Origin of the sequence: Streptomyces sp. NPDC002055 (assembly GCF_040296705.1) — a bacterium.
GTDB lineage: Bacteria > Actinomycetota > Actinomycetes > Streptomycetales > Streptomycetaceae > Streptomyces.
The window spans coordinates 33705-54806 of sequence record NZ_JBEOXS010000048.1 but is presented as its reverse complement, the minus strand read 5'-3'; the positions used below and the strand labels follow the sequence as shown (position 1 = coordinate 54806).

Annotated in this window: 14 protein-coding genes; 3 read left to right on the top strand and 11 right to left on the bottom strand. The window is 73.3% G+C overall.

Annotated features, from left to right (window positions below):
• Positions 1 to 326 precede the first annotated feature (326 nt).
• Complete coding sequence (locus ABT112_RS25800; RefSeq protein WP_351513424.1) at positions 327 to 1334, bottom strand: stage II sporulation protein M; 1008 nt, start codon at positions 1332 to 1334, stop codon at positions 327 to 329.
• Between the two features lie 187 nt (positions 1335 to 1521).
• Between ABT112_RS25800 and ABT112_RS25795 the strand changes: the two genes are divergently transcribed.
• Complete coding sequence (locus ABT112_RS25795) at positions 1522 to 2652, top strand: RDD family protein (protein WP_351513422.1); 1131 nt, start codon at positions 1522 to 1524, stop codon at positions 2650 to 2652.
• Between the two features lie 134 nt (positions 2653 to 2786).
• Here ABT112_RS25795 and ABT112_RS25790 read toward each other — a convergent pair whose 3' ends face one another.
• A complete protein-coding gene (locus ABT112_RS25790; protein WP_351513420.1) occupies positions 2787 to 3401 on the bottom strand; it encodes a hypothetical protein in 615 nt (204 codons plus the stop codon).
• A gap of 66 nt (positions 3402 to 3467) precedes the next feature.
• A complete protein-coding gene (gene ahcY / locus ABT112_RS25785; RefSeq protein ID WP_351513418.1) occupies positions 3468 to 4925 on the bottom strand; it encodes an adenosylhomocysteinase in 1458 nt (485 codons plus the stop codon).
• Between the two features lie 375 nt (positions 4926 to 5300).
• Between ahcY and ABT112_RS25780 the strand changes: the two genes are divergently transcribed.
• Positions 5301 to 7718, top strand: coding sequence for a fructose-specific PTS transporter subunit EIIC (locus tag ABT112_RS25780; protein WP_351513416.1), 2418 nt, complete (start codon positions 5301 to 5303; stop codon positions 7716 to 7718).
• Positions 7719 to 7956: 238 nt separating this feature from the next.
• Here ABT112_RS25780 and ABT112_RS25775 read toward each other — a convergent pair whose 3' ends face one another.
• The 6 genes from ABT112_RS25775 to ABT112_RS25750 form a co-directional block, all read right to left on the bottom strand.
• Positions 7957 to 8925, bottom strand: coding sequence for a cation diffusion facilitator family transporter (locus tag ABT112_RS25775; protein WP_351513414.1), 969 nt, complete (start codon positions 8923 to 8925; stop codon positions 7957 to 7959).
• Between the two features lie 87 nt (positions 8926 to 9012).
• Positions 9013 to 10215, bottom strand: coding sequence for a mannose-6-phosphate isomerase, class I (manA, locus tag ABT112_RS25770; protein WP_351513412.1), 1203 nt, complete (start codon positions 10213 to 10215; stop codon positions 9013 to 9015).
• 78 nt (positions 10216 to 10293) lie between these two features.
• Positions 10294 to 11472 (bottom strand): SIS domain-containing protein, encoded by a 1179-nt coding sequence (locus tag ABT112_RS25765; protein ID WP_351513410.1) that lies wholly within the window; start codon positions 11470 to 11472, stop codon positions 10294 to 10296.
• Positions 11473 to 11528: 56 nt separating this feature from the next.
• Positions 11529 to 11726 carry a Trm112 family protein gene (locus tag ABT112_RS25760; protein WP_351513408.1) on the bottom strand — a complete coding sequence of 66 codons (198 nt, stop codon included), beginning with the start codon at positions 11724 to 11726 and terminating at the stop codon, positions 11529 to 11531.
• A 217-nt stretch (positions 11727 to 11943) separates the two neighbouring features.
• The gene (locus tag ABT112_RS25755; protein WP_351513406.1) at positions 11944 to 13302 is read right to left on the bottom strand and encodes a phosphomannomutase/phosphoglucomutase; all 1359 of its coding nucleotides are present in this window, start codon (positions 13300 to 13302) and stop codon (positions 11944 to 11946) included.
• Between the two features lie 328 nt (positions 13303 to 13630).
• The gene (locus tag ABT112_RS25750; protein ID WP_351513404.1) at positions 13631 to 14083 is read right to left on the bottom strand and encodes a DUF3499 domain-containing protein; all 453 of its coding nucleotides are present in this window, start codon (positions 14081 to 14083) and stop codon (positions 13631 to 13633) included.
• Between the two features lie 239 nt (positions 14084 to 14322).
• Between ABT112_RS25750 and ABT112_RS25745 the strand changes: the two genes are divergently transcribed.
• Positions 14323 to 14784: a metallopeptidase family protein gene (locus ABT112_RS25745; RefSeq protein ID WP_351513402.1), complete on the top strand. Its 462-nt coding sequence runs from the start codon at positions 14323 to 14325 to the stop codon at positions 14782 to 14784.
• A 121-nt stretch (positions 14785 to 14905) separates the two neighbouring features.
• Here ABT112_RS25745 and ABT112_RS25740 read toward each other — a convergent pair whose 3' ends face one another.
• Both ABT112_RS25740 and ABT112_RS25735 read right to left on the bottom strand, forming a co-directional pair.
• Positions 14906 to 16429, bottom strand: coding sequence for a DUF5719 family protein (locus tag ABT112_RS25740; RefSeq protein ID WP_351513400.1), 1524 nt, complete (start codon positions 16427 to 16429; stop codon positions 14906 to 14908).
• Complete coding sequence (locus tag ABT112_RS25735) at positions 16426 to 20289, bottom strand: glycosyltransferase family 2 protein (protein ID WP_351513398.1); 3864 nt, start codon at positions 20287 to 20289, stop codon at positions 16426 to 16428. The genes ABT112_RS25740 and ABT112_RS25735 overlap by 4 nt, the downstream gene beginning before the upstream one ends.
• Between the last annotated feature and the right edge of the window lie 813 nt (positions 20290 to 21102).

Here is a 21102-nt window from a genome sequence, read left to right as displayed (position 1 = left end):
GTCTCCAACCTTACCAGACTCTTTTTCGTTCCGTTTCCGGTCCGAGTTTCGAATCCAGTGGCCGTTGGGGGCCTTTTGCCTTTCGGCTGCTCCGACTTTATCAGACTCGTTTCGGCCGACCTAATCGACTTGACGTTCCCGATAAATTTCGGACGCACTCCTTCGAAGAGCAATTCCTCGAAGTCGGAGTGCAGTGGATTCTAATGGTTGGCGTCCGAACCTGTCCAGTTCGGGCAACCGTTAGACTCTACCTCCCCGCCGATCCCGTGTCAACGGGTCCGGTGGGCAGACCTGGACACTAGCACTTCGTGGACGTCCTCCGCACATCACGCCGCTGCCGGGAGTTCAGCGCTGCGGTCGCTCTCGGCGACATCGCCGGTCTCACCGGCGCGTGCCGCCCTCCGGCCCACCACGAACACGTACGCCAGAAAGGCCGCCTCGGCCACAACGCCGATGCCGATGCGGGCCCACGGAGGCAGGCCGGAGGGCGTCACGAACCCCTCGATCGCGCCCGACACGAAGAGGACCACGGCCAGGCCGATGGCCATGCCGATCGCCGCCCGCCCCTCCTGGGCGAGCGCGGACCGTCGGGACCGGGGGCCCGGGTCGATGACGGTCCAGCCGAGCCGCAGCCCCGTACCGGCGGCCACGAATACGGCGGTGAGCTCCAGCAGGCCGTGCGGCAGGATCAGGCCCAGGAAGGTGTCGAGCCGTCCGACGGAGGACATCAGTCCGATGCCGATCCCGAGGTTCAGCATGTTCTGCAGGATCACCCAGAGCACCGGGATCCCGAGGAACGCGCCGAGGACCAGGCAGACGGCGGCGACCTGGGCGTTGTTCGTCCAGACCTGGGCGGCGAAGGACGCCGCGGCGTGGCTGGAGTAGTACGTCTCGTACTGGCCTCCCGGGCGGGTGAGCTCACGCAGCTCGTCGGGGGCGGCGATCGACGACTGGACCTCCGGGTGCGTGCCGATCCACCAGCCGACCACGGCCGCCAGGACCAGGGAGAGCACCGCGGTGGTGGTCCACCAGCGGCGCGTCCGGTACAGCGCCGCGGGGAAGCCGGCCGACAGGAAACGGGTGGCGTCCCGCCAGCTCGCCTTGCGGGCGCCGGTGACGGCGCTGCGGGCACCGGCGACGAGTTGGGTGAGCCGGCCGATCAGCTGTGGGTCGGGGGCACTCGACTGGACGAGGGAGAGGTGGGTGGCGGTCCGCTGGTAGAGGGCGACGAGTTCATCCGCTTCCGCCCCGGTCAGCCGGCGCCGTCGGCGCAGCAGCTCGTCCAGCCGCGTCCACTCGGCTCGGTGGGCGGCGACGAACACATCGAGGTCCATGAAGCGCTGCTCCTCCGGCGGCGTCGGTCCCCTCACCCCGCCCGGTGCGGGCCGGCAGGGGCGGTCAGGGGTGGCGATCAGCTTGGCAGACGGAGGCGGTCGGCGGCAGAGCGGGCAGACTGTCCGTACGGGCGTCCGGGGGCAGGGCGACAGCGGGGGCGGTCCGTGGAGAGGGAGGACACCGCGTATGAGTGAGCTCGTGACCGGCGAGGCGGTCGTACTGGGGCTGCGGCCCGCGAAGCTGCCGAGCCGCACGCTGGCTGTCGTGCTCGACCTCGTGGTGGTCTTCACCGTCTACATCGCGGTGTCACTGGGCCTGGCCGCGGCCACGGCGTCGCTGGACACGGCGGCCGGGGCGGCCGTTTCGGTGGCGACGTTCCTTCTCGTCCTGGTCGGAGTGCCGATTGCGGTCGAGACGCTGAGCCATGGGCGGTCGCTGGGAAAGATGGCGTGCGGACTGCGGGTGGTGCGGGACGACGGGGGGCCGATCCGGTTCCGGCACGCCCTGGTCCGCGGCGCGATGGGCGTGGTCGAGATCCTGCTGACCTTCGGGGTGATCGCGGTGATCGCCTCCCTGGTGTCCGCCCGGGGGCGGAGGCTGGGCGATGTCTTCGCGGGGACGCTGGTCGTACGGGAGCGCATACCGGCGCCGCACCCGGTGCGGATACCGCCGCCTCCGCCCTGGCTGGCGGGACAGTTCGGGGCGCTCGATCTGTCGCGGGTTCCGGAGGCCCTGTGGCTGGCGGTGCGGCAGTACCTGTCACGGACGGAACAGCTGGATCCGCAGGTCGGGTGGGCACTGGCGCAGCAGCTGGCGGGCGATGTGGCGGCCTGTACAGGGGCTCCGGTGCCGGACGGGGTGCCGCCCCATGCGTATCTGGCGGGTGTCGTGGGCGAGCGGCAGGCGCGGGATGCCCAGCGAGTGTTCGGAGGAGTGCCGGGGAGTGCCGGGAGTGCCGGGGAACCCGTCGCCCCTGGTCACGGCGGGCATGGTTCCGAGGGGCATGGCGGGCACGGTTCCGGTGGTCACGGCGGTCACGGCTCTAGCGGGAGTGACGGCAGTGACGGTCACGGCCGGCACGGTTCCGACGGCTATGGAGCCGGGCCGGGCAGTGGCGTACCCGCTCCGATCGTGGAGGCTCCGGGAGCTGTCCCCGGGGAGGGTGCGGCGGGGAACGCTCCGGCAGGTCCGCCGTCTGTGGCGCCGGGGCGTCCGGATTCGGATGGGGCCGTTCCGGTGACGGGGGCGGGGGCGGTCTCCGCGGAGCCGGAGGGTGCTGCCGCCACGGTTCGGACGGGGTTCGTGCCGCCTGCCTGACGCGGTGGCGCCGGGCCGGGCTGAGGTTAGTCGAAGCCCGGTGGTCGAGGCCCGGTGCTCGATACCGGATGTCGACGCCGGTGGTCGCGTCGTGATGGGCCGGTGCTGTGCCCGCGCGCCGTCCGTGTGCCGGGTCAGCTGAAGGACGACGGCGGGCTTTCGAGGTCCTCGAGCTCGATGCCGGGGGCCGCCAGGACCACGTCGCCGGCGATGTGCACGGCTTGCTGCTCCCCCGTGTCCAGGTCGGTGACCTGGTACGCGTCCACGGTCAGGGGGCCGCTGTCAGTGGCGTGTGCTTCGCTCTGCAGCAAGGCCCAGGACTGGTCGAGCGTGCGGGGAGCCAGGACGGGGTCGGTCAGGGCGACGAGACGGACGCGGGTGGCGGGGGCGCCGGGTTCCAGGCGCAGCAGCCGGGCCGTGGCCACGAGAAAGGCGGGGGAGGCACCGGTGAATGCATGGGCGCGGACATTGCCCTCGGTGGCGTGCTCTCCGGCGGGATCGGTACGGACCCAGGTGACGCCTTCGAGGGCGGCACCCCGGACCTGCCAGCCGCCGGCATTCAGTTCGAGGCGGATGGGACGGCCGAGCTCGTCGATGGTCAGGTCGACCGAGCCGGAGTGATCGCCGGAAGGGGCGGTGATCTGCGAGACGTAGCGCCAGCCGGAGGGGCCGGGGGCGCAGTGGAAGTGTTCTTCGCCGAGGGGGGTGCGGTCGTGGGGGTCGTGGAGGGAGTAGCGGCCGCGGGGCATGGTGAGGTCCTTGACGGGCCGGGCCCCCGCGGATGGCGGGGGCCCGGGCTCATCGGCTGGGTGCTGTCAGTAGCGGTAGTGGTCGGGCTTGTACGGGCCCTCCACCGGGACGCCGATGTAGGAGGCCTGCTCCGGGCGCAGCGTCGTGAGCTTCACGCCGAGCGCGTCGAGGTGGAGCCGGGCGACCTTCTCGTCCAGGTGCTTGGGAAGCACGTACACGTCGGTCGGGTACGACTCGGGCTTGGTGAACAGCTCGATCTGGGCGATGGTCTGGTTCGCGAAGGAGTTGGACATCACGAACGACGGGTGACCGGTGGCGTTGCCCAGGTTGAGCAGACGGCCCTCCGAGAGCACGATGAGCTTCTTGCCCTCGGCGAAGGTCCAGGTGTGGACCTGCGGCTTGACCTCGTCCTTGACGATGCCGGGGATCGCCGCGAGACCGGCCATGTCGATCTCGTTGTCGAAGTGGCCGATGTTCCCGACGATGGCCTGGTGCTTCATCTTGGCCATGTCGGCGGCCATGATGATGTCCTTGTTGCCGGTCGTGGTGATGAAGATGTCGGCCGTCTCGACGACGTCGTCGAGGGTCGCGACCTGGTAGCCGTCCATGGCGGCCTGCAGGGCGCAGATCGGGTCGATCTCGGTGACGATCACGCGGGCGCCCTGGCCGCGCAGCGACTCCGCGCAGCCCTTGCCGACGTCGCCGTAGCCGCAGACGACCGCGACCTTGCCGCCGATGAGCACATCGGTGGCGCGGTTGATGCCGTCGACGAGCGAGTGGCGGCAGCCGTACTTGTTGTCGAACTTCGACTTGGTGACGGCGTCGTTCACGTTGATGGCCGGGAAGAGGAGCGAGCCGGCCTGGTGCATCTCGTAGAGGCGGTGGACGCCGGTCGTGGTCTCCTCGGTGACACCGCGGATCTCCGACGCCAGCTGGGTCCACTTCTGCGGGTTCTCACCGAGGGTGCGGTTCAGCAGCTGCAGGACGTTGCGGAACTCGTCGCTGTCGGCGGTGGACGGGTCCGGTGCCGCACCGGCCTTCTCGTACTCGACGCCCTTGTGGACCAGGAGCGTCGCGTCGCCGCCGTCGTCGAGGATCATGTTCGGCCCGCCGGTGGGGGTGTTCGGCCAGGTCAGCGCCTGCTCCGTGCACCACCAGTACTCTTCGAGGGTTTCGCCCTTCCAGGCGAAGACCGGGACACCCTGCGGGTTCTCGGGGGTTCCGTCCGGACCGACCGCGATGGCGGCGGCGGCGTGGTCCTGGGTCGAGAAGATGTTGCAGGAGGCCCAGCGGACCTCGGCGCCGAGGGCGACCAGGGTCTCGATCAGCACGGCGGTCTGCACGGTCATGTGCAGCGAGCCGGTGATGCGGGCGCCGGCGAGGGGCCGGGAGGCGGCGTACTCGTCGCGGATCGCCATCAGACCGGGCATCTCGTGCTCGGCGAGGGTGATCTCCTTGCGGCCGAAGGCGGCCAGGGACAGGTCGGCGACCTTGAAGTCCTGGCCGGTGGCTGCAGTGGTCATGCGGCTGCTCCTCGTGAAATCGAGTGCGAGTGGACACGGCTGTTCTGCGGCAGTGGACACACAGGTCCCCCGGGCCGCAGCGCAGTCCGTCGGAGGCCCTCTCTCCCTCGGCCGGTCCACGACACGGACCGCCCGACCGCCATCAGCAGCGACGTCTGTCTGGGCACGAATCTACACCGATCAGCACAGCGGACCCCAGCCCGCCTCCGGTCCGATGGTGACGATCTGCGCCTGCCTTGCGCCGATTGGTCCTGGAGGCTGCCGACTTCTGATCCGGCCGTCGCGGGATGTGGTTCCGGTCGCAGGGTGTTGCGGGATGCGGCCCGCCCGAGAACACTTGCACGACTCGCGCGCAAGATCGGTAAGGAGAACCACGTGACCAGTTCAGCCGACCCGCTGAAGGCCACCGGAGGGAGCGGGCAGGGCCTCACACTGCTCGCGGTGACGGCCTGTCCGACCGGCATAGCCCATACCTATATGGCTGCCGAGAAACTGGCCCGCGCCGCGGAGAGCCTCGGTCACCGGATGAAGGTGGAGACCCAGGGCTCCATCGGGGTCGAGAACGCCTTCTCCGACAACGATGTCAACGAAGCGGACGGCATCATCATCGCGGCGGACAAGGACGTCGACCGCAGCCGGTTCGCCGGCAAAAGGGTCCTGGTCGTCGGCGTGGCCGAGGGGATCCACCACCCCGAGCGGCTCATCGAGCGGGTGCTGGACGCGCCCCTCCAGCAGGGTGACGGCGGTGGCGCCGCGGGCGCCGCCCCGGCGAGGGCGGCGGCCGGTGACAGCGGCGGCGGCAAGGAGCGCAGCCTCGCCTACAAGGCCCTGATGAACGGGGTCAGTTACATGATCCCGTTCGTCGTCGTGGGCGGTCTGCTGATCGCGGTCTCGCTCGCCCTCGGCGGCACTCCGCAGGCGGACGGCGGCCTGGTCATCCCGGACGGGACGTTCTGGAAGCACGTGAACGACATCGGTGTGATCGGCTTCACGCTGATGATCCCGGTCCTCTCCGGCTACATCGCCTACGCCATCGGCGACCGCCCGGCGCTGGTGCCCGGCATGATCGGCGGCTGGATCGCCAACACCGGTGAGCTGTACGACTCCAAGTCGGGAGCGGGGTTCATCGGCGCGATCGTCACCGGCTTCCTCGCCGGGTACCTGGTGGCGTGGATCAAGAAGGTCCGCGTGCCGAAGTTCGTCCAGCCCATCATGCCGATCATCGTGATCCCGATCGTCGCGACCACGGCGCTCGGCCTCTTCTTCATCTATGTGGTCGGCCGGCCCATCTCCTGGGTCTTCGAGAACCTCACCGGTCTGCTGGGCAGCCTCACCGGGACCAGCGCGGCGCTGCTGGGCATCATCCTCGGCCTCATGATCGCGTTCGACATGGGCGGACCGGTCAACAAGACCGCCTTCCTGTTCGGCGCCGGGCTGGTGTCGAAGAACCCCGAGATCATGGGCATGTGTGCCGCGGCCATCCCGGTGCCTCCGCTGGGCCAGGGGCTGGCCACGCTGCTGCGCCGGAAGCTCTTCAGCGAGCAGGAGCGCGAGACCGGACTGGCGGCACTGTTCATGGGCTTCTTCGGGATCACCGAGGGGGCGATCCCGTTCGCCGCGGCACGGCCCGCCCGGGTCATTCCCGCGAACATGCTCGGCGGCGCTCTGGCCGGGGCTCTGGCGGGGCTCGCGGCGGTCACGGACAGCGTGCCGCACGGCGGGCCGATCGTGGCGGTGCTCGGGGCCGTCGGCGGTGTCCCGATGTTCTTCCTGGCCGTGGTCGTCGGCACGGTGGCGACGGCGCTCACGACCGTCACTCTGATGGCCCTCGGCGGCCGGGGCCCGGCCGCGAGCGAGGCGGCCCCGGCGCCGTCCCCGGTGAGCATGGCCGAGCCCGTCCTGGCCGGGGTCGGCGCGGGAGCGGGTTCGGGGCTCGGTTCGGGGTCGGGTACGGAGTCGGGCGCGCGAGCGGGACTGAGTACGGGATCGGGAACGGAAGCGGGAACGGGTACGGGTACGGGACTCGTCGGCGGGGACAGTGCGGGAGCCGGGCGGGAAACCGTGCCGGCACCGGCACCGGGGGCCGATCCCCGTACGGAGACCGACGCGAAGTCCGCTGCGAAGTCCACTGTGGAGATCGCCGGGAAGATCACTGGGAAGGCCGACGCGGCGCCGGACACGGAGGCAGACGCGAAGGCGGACACGGCGCTCGGCGCCGGGCCGGAGGGCTCCGGAGCGCAGGACGCGCTGACGGAAGACACCAGGGCACAAGACACCGCGACAGCGGACGCCGGAGCGGAAGACGCCGGAGTAGCGGACGCCGGCACGAAGGACGCGGTGGTGCTGTCCGGCTATCTGAGCGAGCAGACCGTGCGGGAGGAGCTCTCCGCCGGCAGCAAGGCGGAGGCGATCCGCGAGCTGGCGCGGATGCTCGCCGCAACCGGCAAGGTCACCGACGAGGAGGGCCTGATACGGGCCGCGCTCGCCCGTGAGGACCAGGGAACGACGGGTCTCGGCGAGGAGATCGCCATCCCACACGCCAAGACGGACGCGGTGACGGCCCCGGTCGTCGGCTTCGCCCGCTCGGCCGAGGGCATCGAGTGGGGTTCGCTCGACGGCACCCGGGCCCGGCTCCTCTTCATGATCTCCGTGCCCGAGGCCGCGGCGGGCGACGAGCATCTGCGCATTCTGGCGCTGCTCTCCCGCAAGCTGATGGACACCACGTTCCGGGAGCGGCTGACGGCGGCACCGGACACGGCGGCGATCATGCGGGTGCTGGGCGAGATCCGGTGAACGGGGTCCAGTAGTCCGTGCAGAGCGAAGGCCCCCACCGGTGAGTGGGGGCCTTCGTGGTGCATTCAGGTGCTGCTTGCCGTCAGGTGCTGTTTGCGTCGTCCCCGGCACAGTCGGGGACGGTCCGAGGCCTGGGCCGGCTCAGGGCCGCGGCCGAAGCCCGGGCCTGCGCAACACCACCGCCGGGAGCCCAGGCAGTGTCCGTGCGCCCAAGCGGTGTCCGTGCGCCCGGACGGTGTCAGTGCGCCCCCGCGCCGCCCGGCGTCTTCGTCGGGTCGGCGCCCGCTGCCGCCGCGGTTTCGCTGTAGATGTCCGGCTCCAGGTAGATCACCCGGGCGATCGGCACGACCTCCCGGATCCGGGCCTCGGCCGCGTTGATCGCCTCCGCGACCTGGGCGCCGCTGCTGTCCTGCGGAACCCCGACCTTGGCGGCGACGAGCAGTTCCTCCGGGCCCAGGTGCAGGGTGCGCATGTGGATGAGGCGGGTGACGCCCGTGCCGTCGACGACCGCCTCGCGGATCTTCGCCACGTCTTCCGCACCGGCCGACTCGCCGAGCAACAGCGACTTGGTCTCCGCCGCCAGGACCAGCGCGATCAGGATCAGCAGAGCGCCGATGCAGAGGGTGCCGATGCCGTCCCAGATGCCGTTGCCGGTGGTGATGGCCAGGGCGACACCGACGAGCGCGAGGACCAGACCCACGAGCGCGCCGAGGTCCTCCAGCAGGACGACCGGCAGCTCCGGCGCCTTGGCGCGGCGCACGAAGTCGGTCCACGACTGCTTGCCGCGCAGCTCGTTGGACTCCTTGATGGCGGTGCGGAACGAGAAGCTCTCCGCGATGATCGCGAAGACGAGCACGCCGATGGGCCAGTACCAATCCTCGATCTCGTGCGGGTGCTTGATCTTCTCGTAGCCCTCGTAGAGGGCAAACATGCCACCGACCGAGAAGAGCACGATCGACACGAGGAAGCTGTAGATGTACCGCTCGCGGCCGTAGCCGAAGGGGTGCTCGGCCGTGGCCTCGCGCTTGGCCTTCTTGCCGCCGACCAGCAACAGCCCCTGGTTGCCGGAGTCGGCGAGCGAGTGCACGCCTTCGGCCAGCATCGACGACGAGCCACTGAAGGCGAAGGCCACGAACTTGGCTGCGGCGATGGCCAGGTTGGCCCCGAGGGCGGCGACGATCGCCTTGGTTCCGCCTGATGCACTCATGAGTGCCGAGTGTCCCTTCCGTCGACCGGGAGCTTTGCTCCCCCTTTACCGGCGGACATTGTTGCAGCCCGGCCGACAGCCGTCTCCTCAGACCGCCACGGTGGCCCGGAAGACCGTTCCCTCCCCGGAGACCGTGACCTCCTCGGCGGCCGGGACGAACGCCGACTCGCCCGGTGTGAGCAGCAGTTCCTCCGCTCCGGACCGCAGCCGGACGGTGCCGTGGGTGCAGAGCAGGATGTCCGGGGTGCCGGTGCCCAGACGCAGCGGACCGTCGCCCTCGGCCGGTTCGATGCGGGAGAGCCGGAACTCGTCGATCGGCGTGCGGTACGTCCCCTGCGCGCCGTCGCCGCCGACGGTCTCGGGGCGGAGCACGCCCGGCGCGGTCGGCTCGAAGCGGACCACGCGCAGGAGTTCGGGAACGTCCACGTGCTTCGGGGTGAGGCCGCAGCGCAGGACGTTGTCGGAGTTGGCCATGATCTCGACGCCGAGGCCGTCGAGGTAGGCGTGCGGCACACCGGCCCCGAGGAAGAGCGCCTCGCCCGGCTGCAGCCGTACGTGGTTGAGCAGCATGGCGGCGATCACGCCCGGATCCCCGGGGTAGTGCCGTGCGAGGAAGGCGTAGGCGGCGTAGTCGTCCTGCCACGGTCCGTCGTGTCCGGCGAGCCGTTCGGCGGCAGTCGCGGCGCGCGCCACGGTCTCGGCCATGGCGCCCCGCTCCGCGGTGAGCACGGCGGTGAGCACCTCGCGCAGGGCGTCGCCCTCCGGCTCCGCGCGCAGGATGTCGACGTACGGCTCGAGGGAGTCCACTTCCAGGCTCGCGAGCAGCTCGGCGGCCTCGGCGGGGGGACGGAAGCCGCATACCCCCTCGAACGGCGTGAGCGCGCAGATCAGTTCGGGCTTGTGGTTGGCGTCCTTGTAGTTGCGGTGCGGTGCCTCGACCGGGACCCCGCGGTCCTCCTCGTCGGCGAACCCCGCCTTCGCCTGCGGCAGGTCGGGGTGGACCTGGAGGGACAGCGGTGAGCCCGCGGCGAGGATCTTCAGCAGGAACGGCAGCCGCGGACCGAAGCGGTCGGCCGCGACCTTGCCCAGCTCGCCCTCGGGGTCGGCGTCGATCAGCTCGGAGAGCGCGACCGGGCCGGAGCCGCGGTCGACCCGGGAGGAGTCGCCGGGGTGTGCGCCCATCCACAGCTCGGCCTGCGGCTCCCCGGTCGGCTCGGTGCCGAGGAGCTGCGGGATGGCGGTGGTGGAGCCCCAGGCGTAGGGGCGCACGGTGTTGGTGAGGCGGTCCATGCGGCTGATCCTGACTGTGCGGACGAGGGGTGAGCCGGTGCTCGCGGCGGCTGGGACCGCGCTACGAACGCTGACCGCTCATGTTCTCTCTCCGGAAGCGAGCGCCAGGTAAACGGCGGCGAAATCCGAGACGGCGAGCAGTTCCGCCAGTACCTCCACGGAGTGGCCGCCGAGGGACGGTTCGAGCTCACTGACGGGTGTGTCGTGGGTCAGGGCCAGTTCGCGGGCGGCGGGGACCGGCGAGTGGGCGGGTGGGGTGCTCTGTTCACGGAGCAGCACCACGCGCGCGTGCAGTGCCTGCGGGTCCTCCACACGGTCGCGGAAGAAGTCGTCCGGATCGGCGCCGGCGGCGAAGGCGCCGGAGAGCAGGGTGCCGTGCGCGGTCAACGCCTCGGGCAGCGCGGCGGCGAGCGCGGGGCGGCCGGCGACGGAGGTCAGCACCCGGGCGAAGTGCTGCCCGGCGGCCCCGGCCACGAGGCCGTCGCTCCACAGCAGCGGAAGGGCGTCCGCGAGCTCGGCGGCCAGTGTCTTGGCCGGGTTGCCGTAGGTGGCGATGGCGGGTCCGCACCGTTCGGCGACCTGGTCGAGCCGGTCGGCGACCGCCTGGACGACGTGCGGTGGGACGGAGAAGAGGCCGATCCGGTCGGCCAGCACCAGCAGCGGGGTCAGCAGCGCCCAGAGGGTGCCGGGGAGCTCGGCGGTGGGGGCGGGCCGCAGCCGGGGCGTCGGCAGCGGCTGGTTCTCGGGGACCTCCTCGTACGGCGACGCGGGTGCGAGGGGCACCACCAGCCCGTGCCGGCCGCCCGCGCCCTCGGTGAGCGGCGAGTTCGGCGGGGTGATCGTCACGATGGAGCAGCCCCGCCGGTAGGCCTGCTCGATGAGTGCGGAGAGGCCGGGTTCCGTGCCGTCGGTGGTGACGACGAGCAGCAGGTCCATCGGACCGACCCAGCCGGGCAGGGTCCACAGCAGGGCTCCGGGGTCGGCCAGCGCGCCGTACGGCCGGATGTGGCTGACCGGGACGTTGCCGCCGTCGAGCGCGGAGAGCAGTTCGGCGATGCAGCCGGTGGTGGGGCCGGGGCCGGCCACGAGCAGCGCCCGCGGCCGGCCGTCGGGCTTGAGGTCCGCCAGCCCGGCCTCGACGGCGGCGCGGGCGGCGGTGCGGACCCGGGCGCCCGATTCGGCGGCGCCGCGCAGGAGGCCGAGGGTGTCGGCCCGGGCCAGGGATTCGGCCGTGTCGAGCAGTGACTCGTCGAGCATCGTGTACGGAGCCTCCGATCACCGGTGGGCTGTCATGGCCGGGCCCGGTCCCGCGCTCAGGCCGGGCGGCGGGCCTCGTCGACCAGCAGGACGGGGATGCCGTCGCGCACCGGGTAGGCCAGGCCGCAGCCGGCTCCGGTGCACACCAGCTCGCCGGCGTCGGTCCCGGTGTCCGCGGCGGAGGTGTCGTCGCGGAGCGGAGCGTGGCACGCCGGGCAGGCGAGGATCTCCAGGAGACCGGCTTCGAGCGGCATGGGCTGTCCCTTCGGATGGGCCTTCCTCCCCCGGGAAGGAAGGTGGTTCGGCCCGGCCAGGGTACCGCCGGGCCGCCCCCGAGCGCGGCCCCGTCGGCCGGTCGGGCCGGTCGGCCGCGCGGTTCGGCCGGGCGGTACCGGCCGACCGGGCTGTGCCTGCCGACCGGGCTGTGCCTGCCGACCGGGCTGTGCCTGCCGACCGGGACGCGGCGGCAGGTCAGGCGCGGACGATGGCGAGGACCTCGTCGCGGATCCGGTCGGCGGTCTCGGTGTCGCGGGCCTCGACATTGAGCCGGAGCAGGGGCTCGGTGTTCGAGGCGCGGAGGTTGAACCACCAGTCCGGCGTGGTGACCGTCAGCCCGTCGAGCTCGTCGAGCACGGCGCCCTCCCGGCCCTCGAACGCCGCCCTGACGGCCGCCGCGCGCCCCGCCTGGTCGGCGACGGTGCTGTTGATCTCTCCGGAGGCGGCGTACCGGTCGTACTGCGCCACCAGCCCGGACAGCGGGCCGGACTGGCCGCCGAGCGCGGCGAGCACGTGCAGGGCGGCCAGCATGCCGGTGTCGGCGTTCCAGAAGTCGCGGAAGTAGTAGTGGGCGGAGTGCTCGCCGCCGAAGATCGCGCCGGTGCGGGCCATCTCCTCCTTGATGAAGGAGTGCCCCACCCGGGTCCGGACGGGCGTGCCGCCCTCCTCCTTGACGACCTCGGGGACGGACCAGGAGGTGATCAGGTTGTGGATCACCGTGCCGCCGCCGTGCTTGGCCAGCTCCCGGGCGGCGACCAGGGCGGTGATCGCGGAGGGGCTGACGGGGTCGCCGTTCTCGTCGACGACGAAGCAGCGGTCGGCGTCGCCGTCGAAGGCGAGGCCGATGTCGGCGCCGGTCTCCCGGACCTTGGCCTGGAGGTCGACGATGTTCTTCGGGTCGAGCGGGTTCGCCTCGTGGTTGGGGAAGGTCCCGTCCAGCTCGAAGTACATCGGGACGACCTCGATGGGCAGTCCGGCGAGGACGGTGGGCACGGTGTGGCCGCCCATGCCGTTGCCCGCGTCCACGACGGCCTTCAGCCGGCGGATCGCGGTGAGGTCGACGAGCGAGCGCAGGTGGGCGGCGTAGTCCTCGAGGACGTCCCGCTGGGTGATCGCGCCGGGTGACGGGGCGGCGGCCGGGGGCGCGGAGTCCGCCCACTCCTCGACGAGGGCGCGGATCTCGGAGAGCCCGGTGTCCTGGCCGACCGGGGCGGCGCCGGCCCGGCACATCTTGATCCCGTTGTACTGGGCCGGGTTGTGGCTGGCGGTGAACATCGCGCCGGGCATGCCGAGTTGGCCGCTGGCGAAGTACAACTCGTCGGTGGAGCAGAGGCCGATCTCGGTGACGTCCACGCCGCGGGCCGCGGCGCCGCGCGCGAACGCCCGCGACAGGCCGGGCGAGGAGGGCCGCATGTCATGACCGATGACGATCGCGTCCGCGCCGGTGACCTGGGCGAAGGCGGCGCCGAAGAGTTCGGCGAGCGGCTCGTCCCACTGGTCGGGGACCACACCGCGCACGTCGTAGGCCTTCACGATCTGCGACAAGTCGGGCACCTTGTACGCCTCCTGGAGTCGGTCCTGCCCCTGCTGGCGACCTCGTGACAGCACAGTACCCGGACGAGGTGACAAGTCGGGCAGGACGGAACCACCGAGCCGAAGAGGAGCACCGCGGGGACGTGGACCGGAGCGGGGGTGCAGGCCCCGGCAGGCTCCGGGACCGCGCGCCGCAGGCCTCGGGACCGCCGCGCCGCACACTTCGGAACTGCCGCGCCGCGGGCTCCGGGGCCGCCGCGCCGCGGCACGGGGCGCCCGGCCGGGCGGGCACGGATTCAGGAGAGGGCGTGGACCCCCGGGCCGAGACCGGCCGGGGCACCCGCGGGCGTCAGGAGTCCGGCGACCGCAGGACGCGGAGGTGGCCCCGCCGGGCGACCTCCATGGGCTCCGCTCCCCTGCCGCCACCGCCTCCTGCCGCGCGCTCCTGCGGGCGGGCGGCCTCGCGCACGGCGTTGGCCAGCGCCTCGAGGTCGTCACTGCTGGGGCGGGCGGGACCGGTGTCGACGGCGAGCCGGACGACTTCCCAGCCACGGGGGGCGGTCAGCCGCTCGGAGTGCTCGGCGCACAGGTCGTAGCAGTGCGGTTCGGCGTAGGTGGCGAGCGGCCCGAGGACCGCGGTCGAGTCCGCGTAGACGTACGTCAGCGTCGCGACGGCGGGGCGGCCGCACGCGGTGCGCGAACAGCGACGTACAGGGCTCACGACGTTGGACGGTACCGCACTCTTGAGCGGGCCGCGACGACTCTCCCCGAGCTCACCCCGCCGTGTCGTTGCCGCCGACACGCGGGGCCTGACCTGCGGACACCCATTCTGACCTGCACGGAGGGCCGGGGTGCGGCAGACCGGTGACGACGATCACCGTCACCACTGGGTCCAAATAGTGTCATTCATCTCGCGATCATCGACGGCAGGAGTGTGCTGAAACGGTCGCAACCGTGGCTGGAACACACATGTACCGACATGCGGTGCGGCGGATCCGTCAGCGCGTGCCGGGTGCGACGGGACGGCTACCCTCGGACGTGATGGACAACCCCGTACCTCCCCGCCCGTCCGAGCCGCGACCACGACGCCGTGACCGCCACGGCCGCGGCATGCGCGGGCCGATCGCACCCCCTCAGGTGCCGCTGTCGGTCAGCCGGGCCGACACCTTCGTCGACCTGGTGCACGACTCCGTGGACCGGCTGGAGCGGCGGTGGCCCCAGCTGTCCGACGTCGAGTTCCTCGTCCGCGAGGTGCCCCCGCCGGGCGGTGCCGAGCCCCCGGGGACGGGCGATTGGGACGACGGGACGGTGCCGCTGGGCCGGATGGTCGCCGCGCACGGGGACCGCCCGGCGCGGATCGTGATCTACCGCCGCCCGGTGGAGATCCGCACCAAGGGCCGGGACGACCGCGCCCTCCTGGTCCACGAGGTCGTGGTCGAACAGGTCGCCGAACTGCTGGGGCTGGCACCGGAGTCCGTGGATCCGCGGTACGGGCAGGACTGAGCCGCGACGGCGGGCCCCAGGCCTCCGCGCACCGAGCCGCGCCGGCCGCCTCCCGGCCGGTCGGGCGGCCGGCCGGCCAGTCGGTCCGGTCAGTCGGTCAGTCGGTCAGTCGGTCAGTCGGTCAGTCGGTCAGCAGCGACAGGTCCTGCTCCGCCTCCGGGACGACGACCGTGCCCCGGTCGTCCGGCAGGGTCTGCACGGTGAACATCGGGACACCGCCCTTCCGGAGTTCGAGCGAACGCGAGGCGTGCACGGGCCCGCCGGACTCCCGGACCACGGTGACCGCGTAGCTGCCCTTGGCCCCGGACGGCACCGGCGGCCGGACCGCGAGCGTCGTCCCGCCCTTGACCGTGTAGGACTTGGCCGTGGCGCTGCCGCCGCGGCTCCCGGCCGAGGCGATCACCTTCACCCTCCCGGTGGCGCCCGGCGCCACGAGCGACAGGGAGGTGCCCTTGGCCCGGTTGTCGGCGGCGGTGGCCCGCTCCTCGACCGGTCCGGTCGCCGGGATGAACGCCGTCTCCTGCTTGCCGCCCTTGCCGCGGGTGACCCGGAGGGCGGCGACGAACGGGGCCGCGTCGTCCTTCTCGGCCGGGGTGAGGACCAGGGAGCCCGGCTCGCCCTTGGTGACGTCGGCGAGGTCCACGGCCGCGGTCATGCCGCTCTTCACGTGCAGCGTTTCGTGACCGGCCGGGGTGATCGGGCCGGACGGCCCGGCGAGCCGCACCTTGACGTCGGCGTCGTCCTCGCTGGTGGCCATCGCGACCAGCTGCACGGAGGTGGCGTCCGCGGGGATGCCCGGGAGCACAGCGCTGCCGGACGGGTCGGCCGCGGCCTGCAGCCAGTCGCCGCCGCGTTTGTCGTCCTCGGCCTGCACGGCGGCGCCGGCCCGCCCCGCGCGGGCCACGACGCGCAGCGTGGCGTCGGCCGTCGGCTCCTCGGTGAGGGTGGAGAGCAGGACGGGGACGGTGGACCGGGCCGGGATCGTGATCCCCTCTCCGGCGGTGGACTTCAGCTTCCCGTTCCGTCCGTACATCTCCAGGTCCACGACGGCCGCGGAGCTGTCCGGATTGGTGAGGTGGACGTAGTCCTGCCGGTCCTTGGCCGTGCTGGCCCCGGGGAACCAGAACTCGGTGTCCGGCGCCGTGCACCGCGCGCCGAGCACGGCGCGGGCCTCGCCCGCGGTGATCACCGTGGTCTGCTGGGTGGTCCAGCCGGGCGCGAGGGTGCCGTCCGCGGTGCCGATCAGGGCCGGGGCCTCGGCGTCGGAGGTCTCCGCGGTGACGGGGGTGCCCGGTTGCTTCAGCGTGACCACCGGCCTGTCCGGGCGCCGGGCGTCCTTGCCCCGGCCCTCCGGCTTCTTCTCGGCGCCCTCCACGGCCCGTTCCGCGGGGAGGAGTTCGGCACGGTTGCGCTGTCCGGCCGTGCGGGCGTCCTTCCCCTTCGGCGTGAACGAGGTGTACGTGGTCTCGGCGAGGTCCGAGGAGGTGGGCGCCGGGCAGAGCAGCGTGGAGCGTTCGACGGGCAGCCGGGCGGCGGTCGCCGCGGTGCCGCCCGACGACGCGTCCGGGACGGTGAGCGCGGCGAACCCGGTCACGGCGGCGAGCGCGGTCGCGGTGCCGATCAGGGACAGGGTGGTGCGGTTCACTGGTGCTCGCTCCCGTCGCGGCGGGGGCCGGGCTCGGTGCCGTCCCCGTGGATCGTCTCGCCCTCCGGAGGGTAGGTGCCGTCGGCGTAGGGCTGCTGCGCGCCGTAGCCGTACGGGTCGGCGTACTGGCCGCCGTACTGCCCCGGGTCGTACGGTCCGGGCGCGTACTGCCCCTCGGCGTACCGGGTGTCGTACATGCCCCCGGAGTACGCCCCGTCCCCGTAGCCGGCCGCCGGATAGGCGTCGGCCGGGTACTGCTCACCGGGGTGCACGGCCTGATAGGGATCGGCGCCCTGGCCCGCGGCGGGCTGCTGCCCGTCCCACTCGCCGTACGCGGGCTGGTGCGGCACGGTGCCGTAGGGCTGCTGTGCGGGGCCGGCTCCGGGATCCTGCGGGCCGGGCGGCATCGCCTCGGCGGGCACCGGACCCATCGGGTCGGCGAACTCCGCCCCGGGGCCCGCGCTTCCGGCGCCGGCGTACGGCGCCTGCACCGGCTCGGCGGGCGGCCCGGCAGGGGCACCCGGCCCCTGCTCGCCGCCCCGCGCGGCCTGTTCCGCTTCCGCGGCGGCCCGCAGCCGGCGGGCCCGGCGGCCCTCCCCGGCGACGGCCTCGGCGGGCACGGCCTCGGCCACCTGGTCCGGAAGGTCGTCGTCGACGTCCCGGCGGCGGCCCGGCAGGGCCAGCACCAGCAGCACCACGGCCAGCAGCCCCTGGGCCCAGACCCAGGCGGTGCGGGTCAGCGGCGTCTCGTAGGTGAGGTCCAGCCGGCCGCCGCTCGCGGGCAGTTCGAAGCCCTGGGCCCAGCCGTCGACGGTCTTCCGCGTCAGCGGCTTGCCGTCGAGCGTGGCCTGCCAGCCGGCGTCGGCCTTGTCGGCGATCCGCAGCACCCGGCCGTTCCCGCCCGCGGGGACGGTGGTGTGCGCCTCGACCGGACCGGCGGCCACCGGGACCGCGGCGGCGGCGCCCTGCCCGCCGGAGGCTCCGGCGGGCACGATGGCGGCCCGCGCGACCCGCTGGTCCACGCGCCACAGCGCGCTGCCGTCCTCCTGGCTGAGCCGGGTCAGGCCGGGCGTCGCGTCCAGCACCCGGCTCATCTCCCGCGGGGCGCCGTCCCGGACGAGCACATAGCGCACGGCGTACCCGCCGAGCTGGCTCGTCTGGTCGGCGCCGGACCCCGCCACGAGATTGGCGACGATCCGGTCCAGCCGGGCGTCCCCGCCGCTCGTGGCGGCGAGGTCGGCGTCCCCGAGCCGGGCGCCGGAGCCGCGCACCAGGGTGTAGCCGACGCGGGCCTCCTGGTCCCCGCCGATGACGAGCGTGCGCGCCTGGTCCCGGGTGCCGCTCTCCTCGGCGACGAACGCGGGCACCTGGACGGGCTCCCGCCGCTCGACCGGGCCGTCCGCGCCGCTGACCATCCAGCCGACGGCGGCCACCAGGGGTGCCACCACGGCGGCGGTGGCGATCAGGCCCGCGACCGGCTGCCGCCAGCCGAAGTTCCGGGCCGCGACCCGCTCGCGCGCGCCCTCGGCGCCGACCGCGGCGGCCGCGAGCAGCGCGAGACCGTAGACGAGGGTGGCCGGACCGGCCCAGGCGGAGCCGTTGGACAGCGCCGCGAACAGCAGACCGGTCAGCGCGGCGGCCCAGGCCGCCCGGACCGTCGTCTGCCGGTCCTCCCGCAGCAGGGCGCCGAGCGCGGCCAGCACCGCACCGATGAGCAGCACGCCGCCCGCCGCCTTGGGGCCGCCCGGGCTGAGCGTCAGCAGGTCGAGGGCGGAGGCGGAGCCGGTGCCGTAGTCCAGGCCCACCTCGTGGAGGAAGGCCGACGGACGGGCCAGCAGCGACAGCGACCAGGGGGCGAGCACCACCAGCGGGGTCACCAGCGCGGCGCCGAACCGCAGTCCGTACGCGGGCAGCTGGTCCCGGTGGCCGTCGAGCGCCCGCAGCACGAGGACGCCCGCTCCCAGGACGAGGGCGACCGGCCAGACCACGGGAGTGAACGCGGTGGCGATGGTCAGCAGCAGCGCGTACGCCCACACGGCGCGCCAGCCGGGGCGCGCGCCGCCGCGGGCGGGCAGCCGCAGTCCGGCCGCGGCCACCCCCGCCCGGGCCAGCAGCGGGAGCAGCACGGCGAGGACCGCGGTGCCCAGACGCCCGGCGGCGAGCGCGCCGGTCGCGGCCGGCAGGAAGGCGTAGGCGACGCTCCCCCAGGCCCGCAGCAGCCGGGACTCGACCAGCGGCCGGGAGACGAAGTAGGCGGTGAGCCCGGCGAGCGGCACCGAGCAGACGAGCAGCAGGGTGAGGGCGAGGCCGGTGCTGCCGAACAGCAGGGACGCGAACGCGGCGACGACCGCCAGATAGGGCGGCGCCGACCCGGTCCCGCCGACCCCCACCGGGTGCCAGCCGGCGGCGTACCGCTCCCACAGCTCGGAGGCGCCGTCGGGGGCGGGCAGCAGCGCGCCGCCGAACAGCGCCCCGGTACCCAGCAGTCCACGGCAGGCGATCAGCGAGACCAGCAGCAGCACGAGGAAGAGGACGGGGCCCGGCTTGCGGCCGATCCGCTTCAGCCGGGCGAACTGCTCGACCTCCAGGAAATCCGCGTCGTCCCCGCCGGGCCCGGACTCGACGGCCCCGTGCCGCCCGCCGGAGGCCAGCTCGGGTTCCGAGCGTCCGCTGAAGTTGCCGGCCACCTGCTCCACGGTGGCCCGTACGGTCGCGCCGGGCGGCGGGAAGAGCTGCCGGAGCTCGTTCGCCTCCACCGCCTGCTTCCCGCGCCGTTTGCGCGCGTCGAGGACCCTGCCGGGGCGCAGCAGCACCCCGAGCAGTCCGGTGACCTCGTCCAGTGCCTGGCCGGGCACCTTGCCCACCAGATAGGCGAGGGTGCGCACCAGGGTGCCGAACACCAGCCGGAGCAGCACGTACGGCAGGACCGCACCGCGGCTGTTGACGAGCATCGTGTAGACGGCGCCCGCCTTGTCGACCCGGTGCGGGTTGGCGACGGACCGGCCGACGCAGTCGATGGGGCGCCGCTCGCGGGCGGACGCCTCGGCGTGCCGCATGACGGCGTCCGGGGCGATGAGCACGCCGTGCCCGGCGGCCTGCGCGCGCCAGCACAGGTCGACGTCGTCGCGCATCAGCGGCAGCCGCCGGTCGAAGCCGCCGAGCTCCTCCCACACGTCACGGCGGATCAGCATGCCCGCGCTGGAGACGGAGAGGACGGGCTTCACCTGGTCGTGCTGCCCCTGGTCCTGCTCCCGCCGCTCCAGACCGGTCCAGCGGCGCCCGCTGTTGGCGATGCTGACGCCGACCTCGAGCAGCTGCCGCCGGTCGTACCAGCTGCGCAGCTTGGGTCCGATGACGGCCGTGGACGGGCTGGCGTCGGCGACGCGCAGCAGCTCCGCCAGGGCGCCCGGCTCGGGGGCGCAGTCGTCGTGCAGCAGCCAGAGCCACTGGACGGGCTCGCCGTGCGGCAGCTCCGGCATGTCGTACGCGTCGTCGCGCCAGGTGCGGTTGACGGGGTCCCAGCCGCTCGGCCGCTTCAGGTACGGCAGGTCGTCCGGGGTGAGGACGGCCGCGGTCCGGACCGCTTCGTCGACGGCGGTGCCGAAGCCGCTGCGGCGGGCGAGGTGCAGCACCCGCTCGTCGCCGAGGGCGTCGGCGAGGAGGGCCGCGGAGTCGTCGGCGCTGCCGGTGTCGGCGGCGATCACGTTCTGGACCGGGCGCTCCTGGCCCGCCAGGCCCGAGAGCACCTGCGGCAGCCAGCGGGCGCCGTCGTGGGCGACGAGCACGGCGGTGACGACATGCCGCGGGAACTCAGGAGTGGCGGCCTCGTGGTGGGCCGTCGAGTGACTGTGCACGGACATCGAGGTACGGGCCCCGGTTCGCTGGACTGCGGTGGACGCACGCCCGCAGGGGCGTTGGTGCGTCTCGGACGGCCCCCAACACTAACGGCTCGCGGCCACCCCGGAACCGGCCGTGTGCGCCGGGGCGGGCGGGACGGCTGCCCCGGCCCGCGCGCGGGCGCGCGGCAGGGTTTCGGGTCCGGTCGGGGGGCTGGTGCGCGGGTGGGGTGTGGGGGTGGGTGTGGGGGTGCGATGCGCGGGTCCGGAGTGCGGTGCGGACTTCGGGTGCGGAGTGGCAGTGCGGGTGCGGAGTGGCGAGTGCGGGTGCAGGTGCGGAGTGCGCCGGCGCCGAGAGACGGCCGTCCCGGATGCGGGCCCGTACCGGGCGGGGGCGGCGGATCAGGGGGGGCTGGGCGCACCGGTGAACGCGAGAGCACCGGTGAACGCGAGAAGAGACGCCGGGCAAAATTGACGTCCGGCGGGAAACCGGGCCGAAATCCCGGCGAATGCCGCCGTCTCGGCGAATGCCTCCGGCAAATCCACGCGGCCGTCCGGAAGGGTGACCCGGAAGTGCCGTTCGCGGGCGAGGGTGCCCCTTTGTCCCGCACCTCTTTGCCCCGCACCACGATCCGAGGGGCCGCAGTCTCGCAACGGTGACCGGAAGGGGCCTCAGGGCCTTGGCCCGATGGCCCCGCAGTGGCCCCGCAGCGCGGAACCGGAACGCCGGGGCCGGACTTCGGGCCGGAACTCCGGGACACCGGGCGCCGCGGCGGAGGAAGGCGCACTCGGGAAAGGCGGCGGGAATGGGCGCGGTCCACGCCCGTTCGGAAAGAC

Bases quoted from the DNA above. Each gene is read 5' to 3' on its own strand.
- ABT112_RS25760 (WP_351513408.1), bottom strand. From the start codon at position 11,726: ATGCCGCTCGAAGCCGGTCTCCTGGAGATCCTCGCCTGCCCGGCGTGC.
- ABT112_RS25790 (WP_351513420.1), bottom strand. From the start codon at position 3,401: ATGCCCCGCGGCCGCTACTCCCTCCACGACCCCCACGACCGCACCCCC.
- ABT112_RS25745 (WP_351513402.1), top strand. From the start codon at position 14,323: ATGGACAACCCCGTACCTCCCCGCCCGTCCGAGCCGCGACCACGACGC.
- ABT112_RS25735 (WP_351513398.1), bottom strand. From the start codon at position 20,289: ATGTCCGTGCACAGTCACTCGACGGCCCACCACGAGGCCGCCACTCCT.
- ABT112_RS25765 (WP_351513410.1), bottom strand. From the start codon at position 11,472: ATGCTCGACGAGTCACTGCTCGACACGGCCGAATCCCTGGCCCGGGCC.
- ABT112_RS25795 (WP_351513422.1), top strand. From the start codon at position 1,522: ATGAGTGAGCTCGTGACCGGCGAGGCGGTCGTACTGGGGCTGCGGCCC.
- ahcY (WP_351513418.1), bottom strand. From the start codon at position 4,925: ATGACCACTGCAGCCACCGGCCAGGACTTCAAGGTCGCCGACCTGTCC.
- ABT112_RS25800 (WP_351513424.1), bottom strand. From the start codon at position 1,334: ATGGACCTCGATGTGTTCGTCGCCGCCCACCGAGCCGAGTGGACGCGG.
- manA (WP_351513412.1), bottom strand. From the start codon at position 10,215: ATGGACCGCCTCACCAACACCGTGCGCCCCTACGCCTGGGGCTCCACC.
- ABT112_RS25775 (WP_351513414.1), bottom strand. From the start codon at position 8,925: ATGAGTGCATCAGGCGGAACCAAGGCGATCGTCGCCGCCCTCGGGGCC.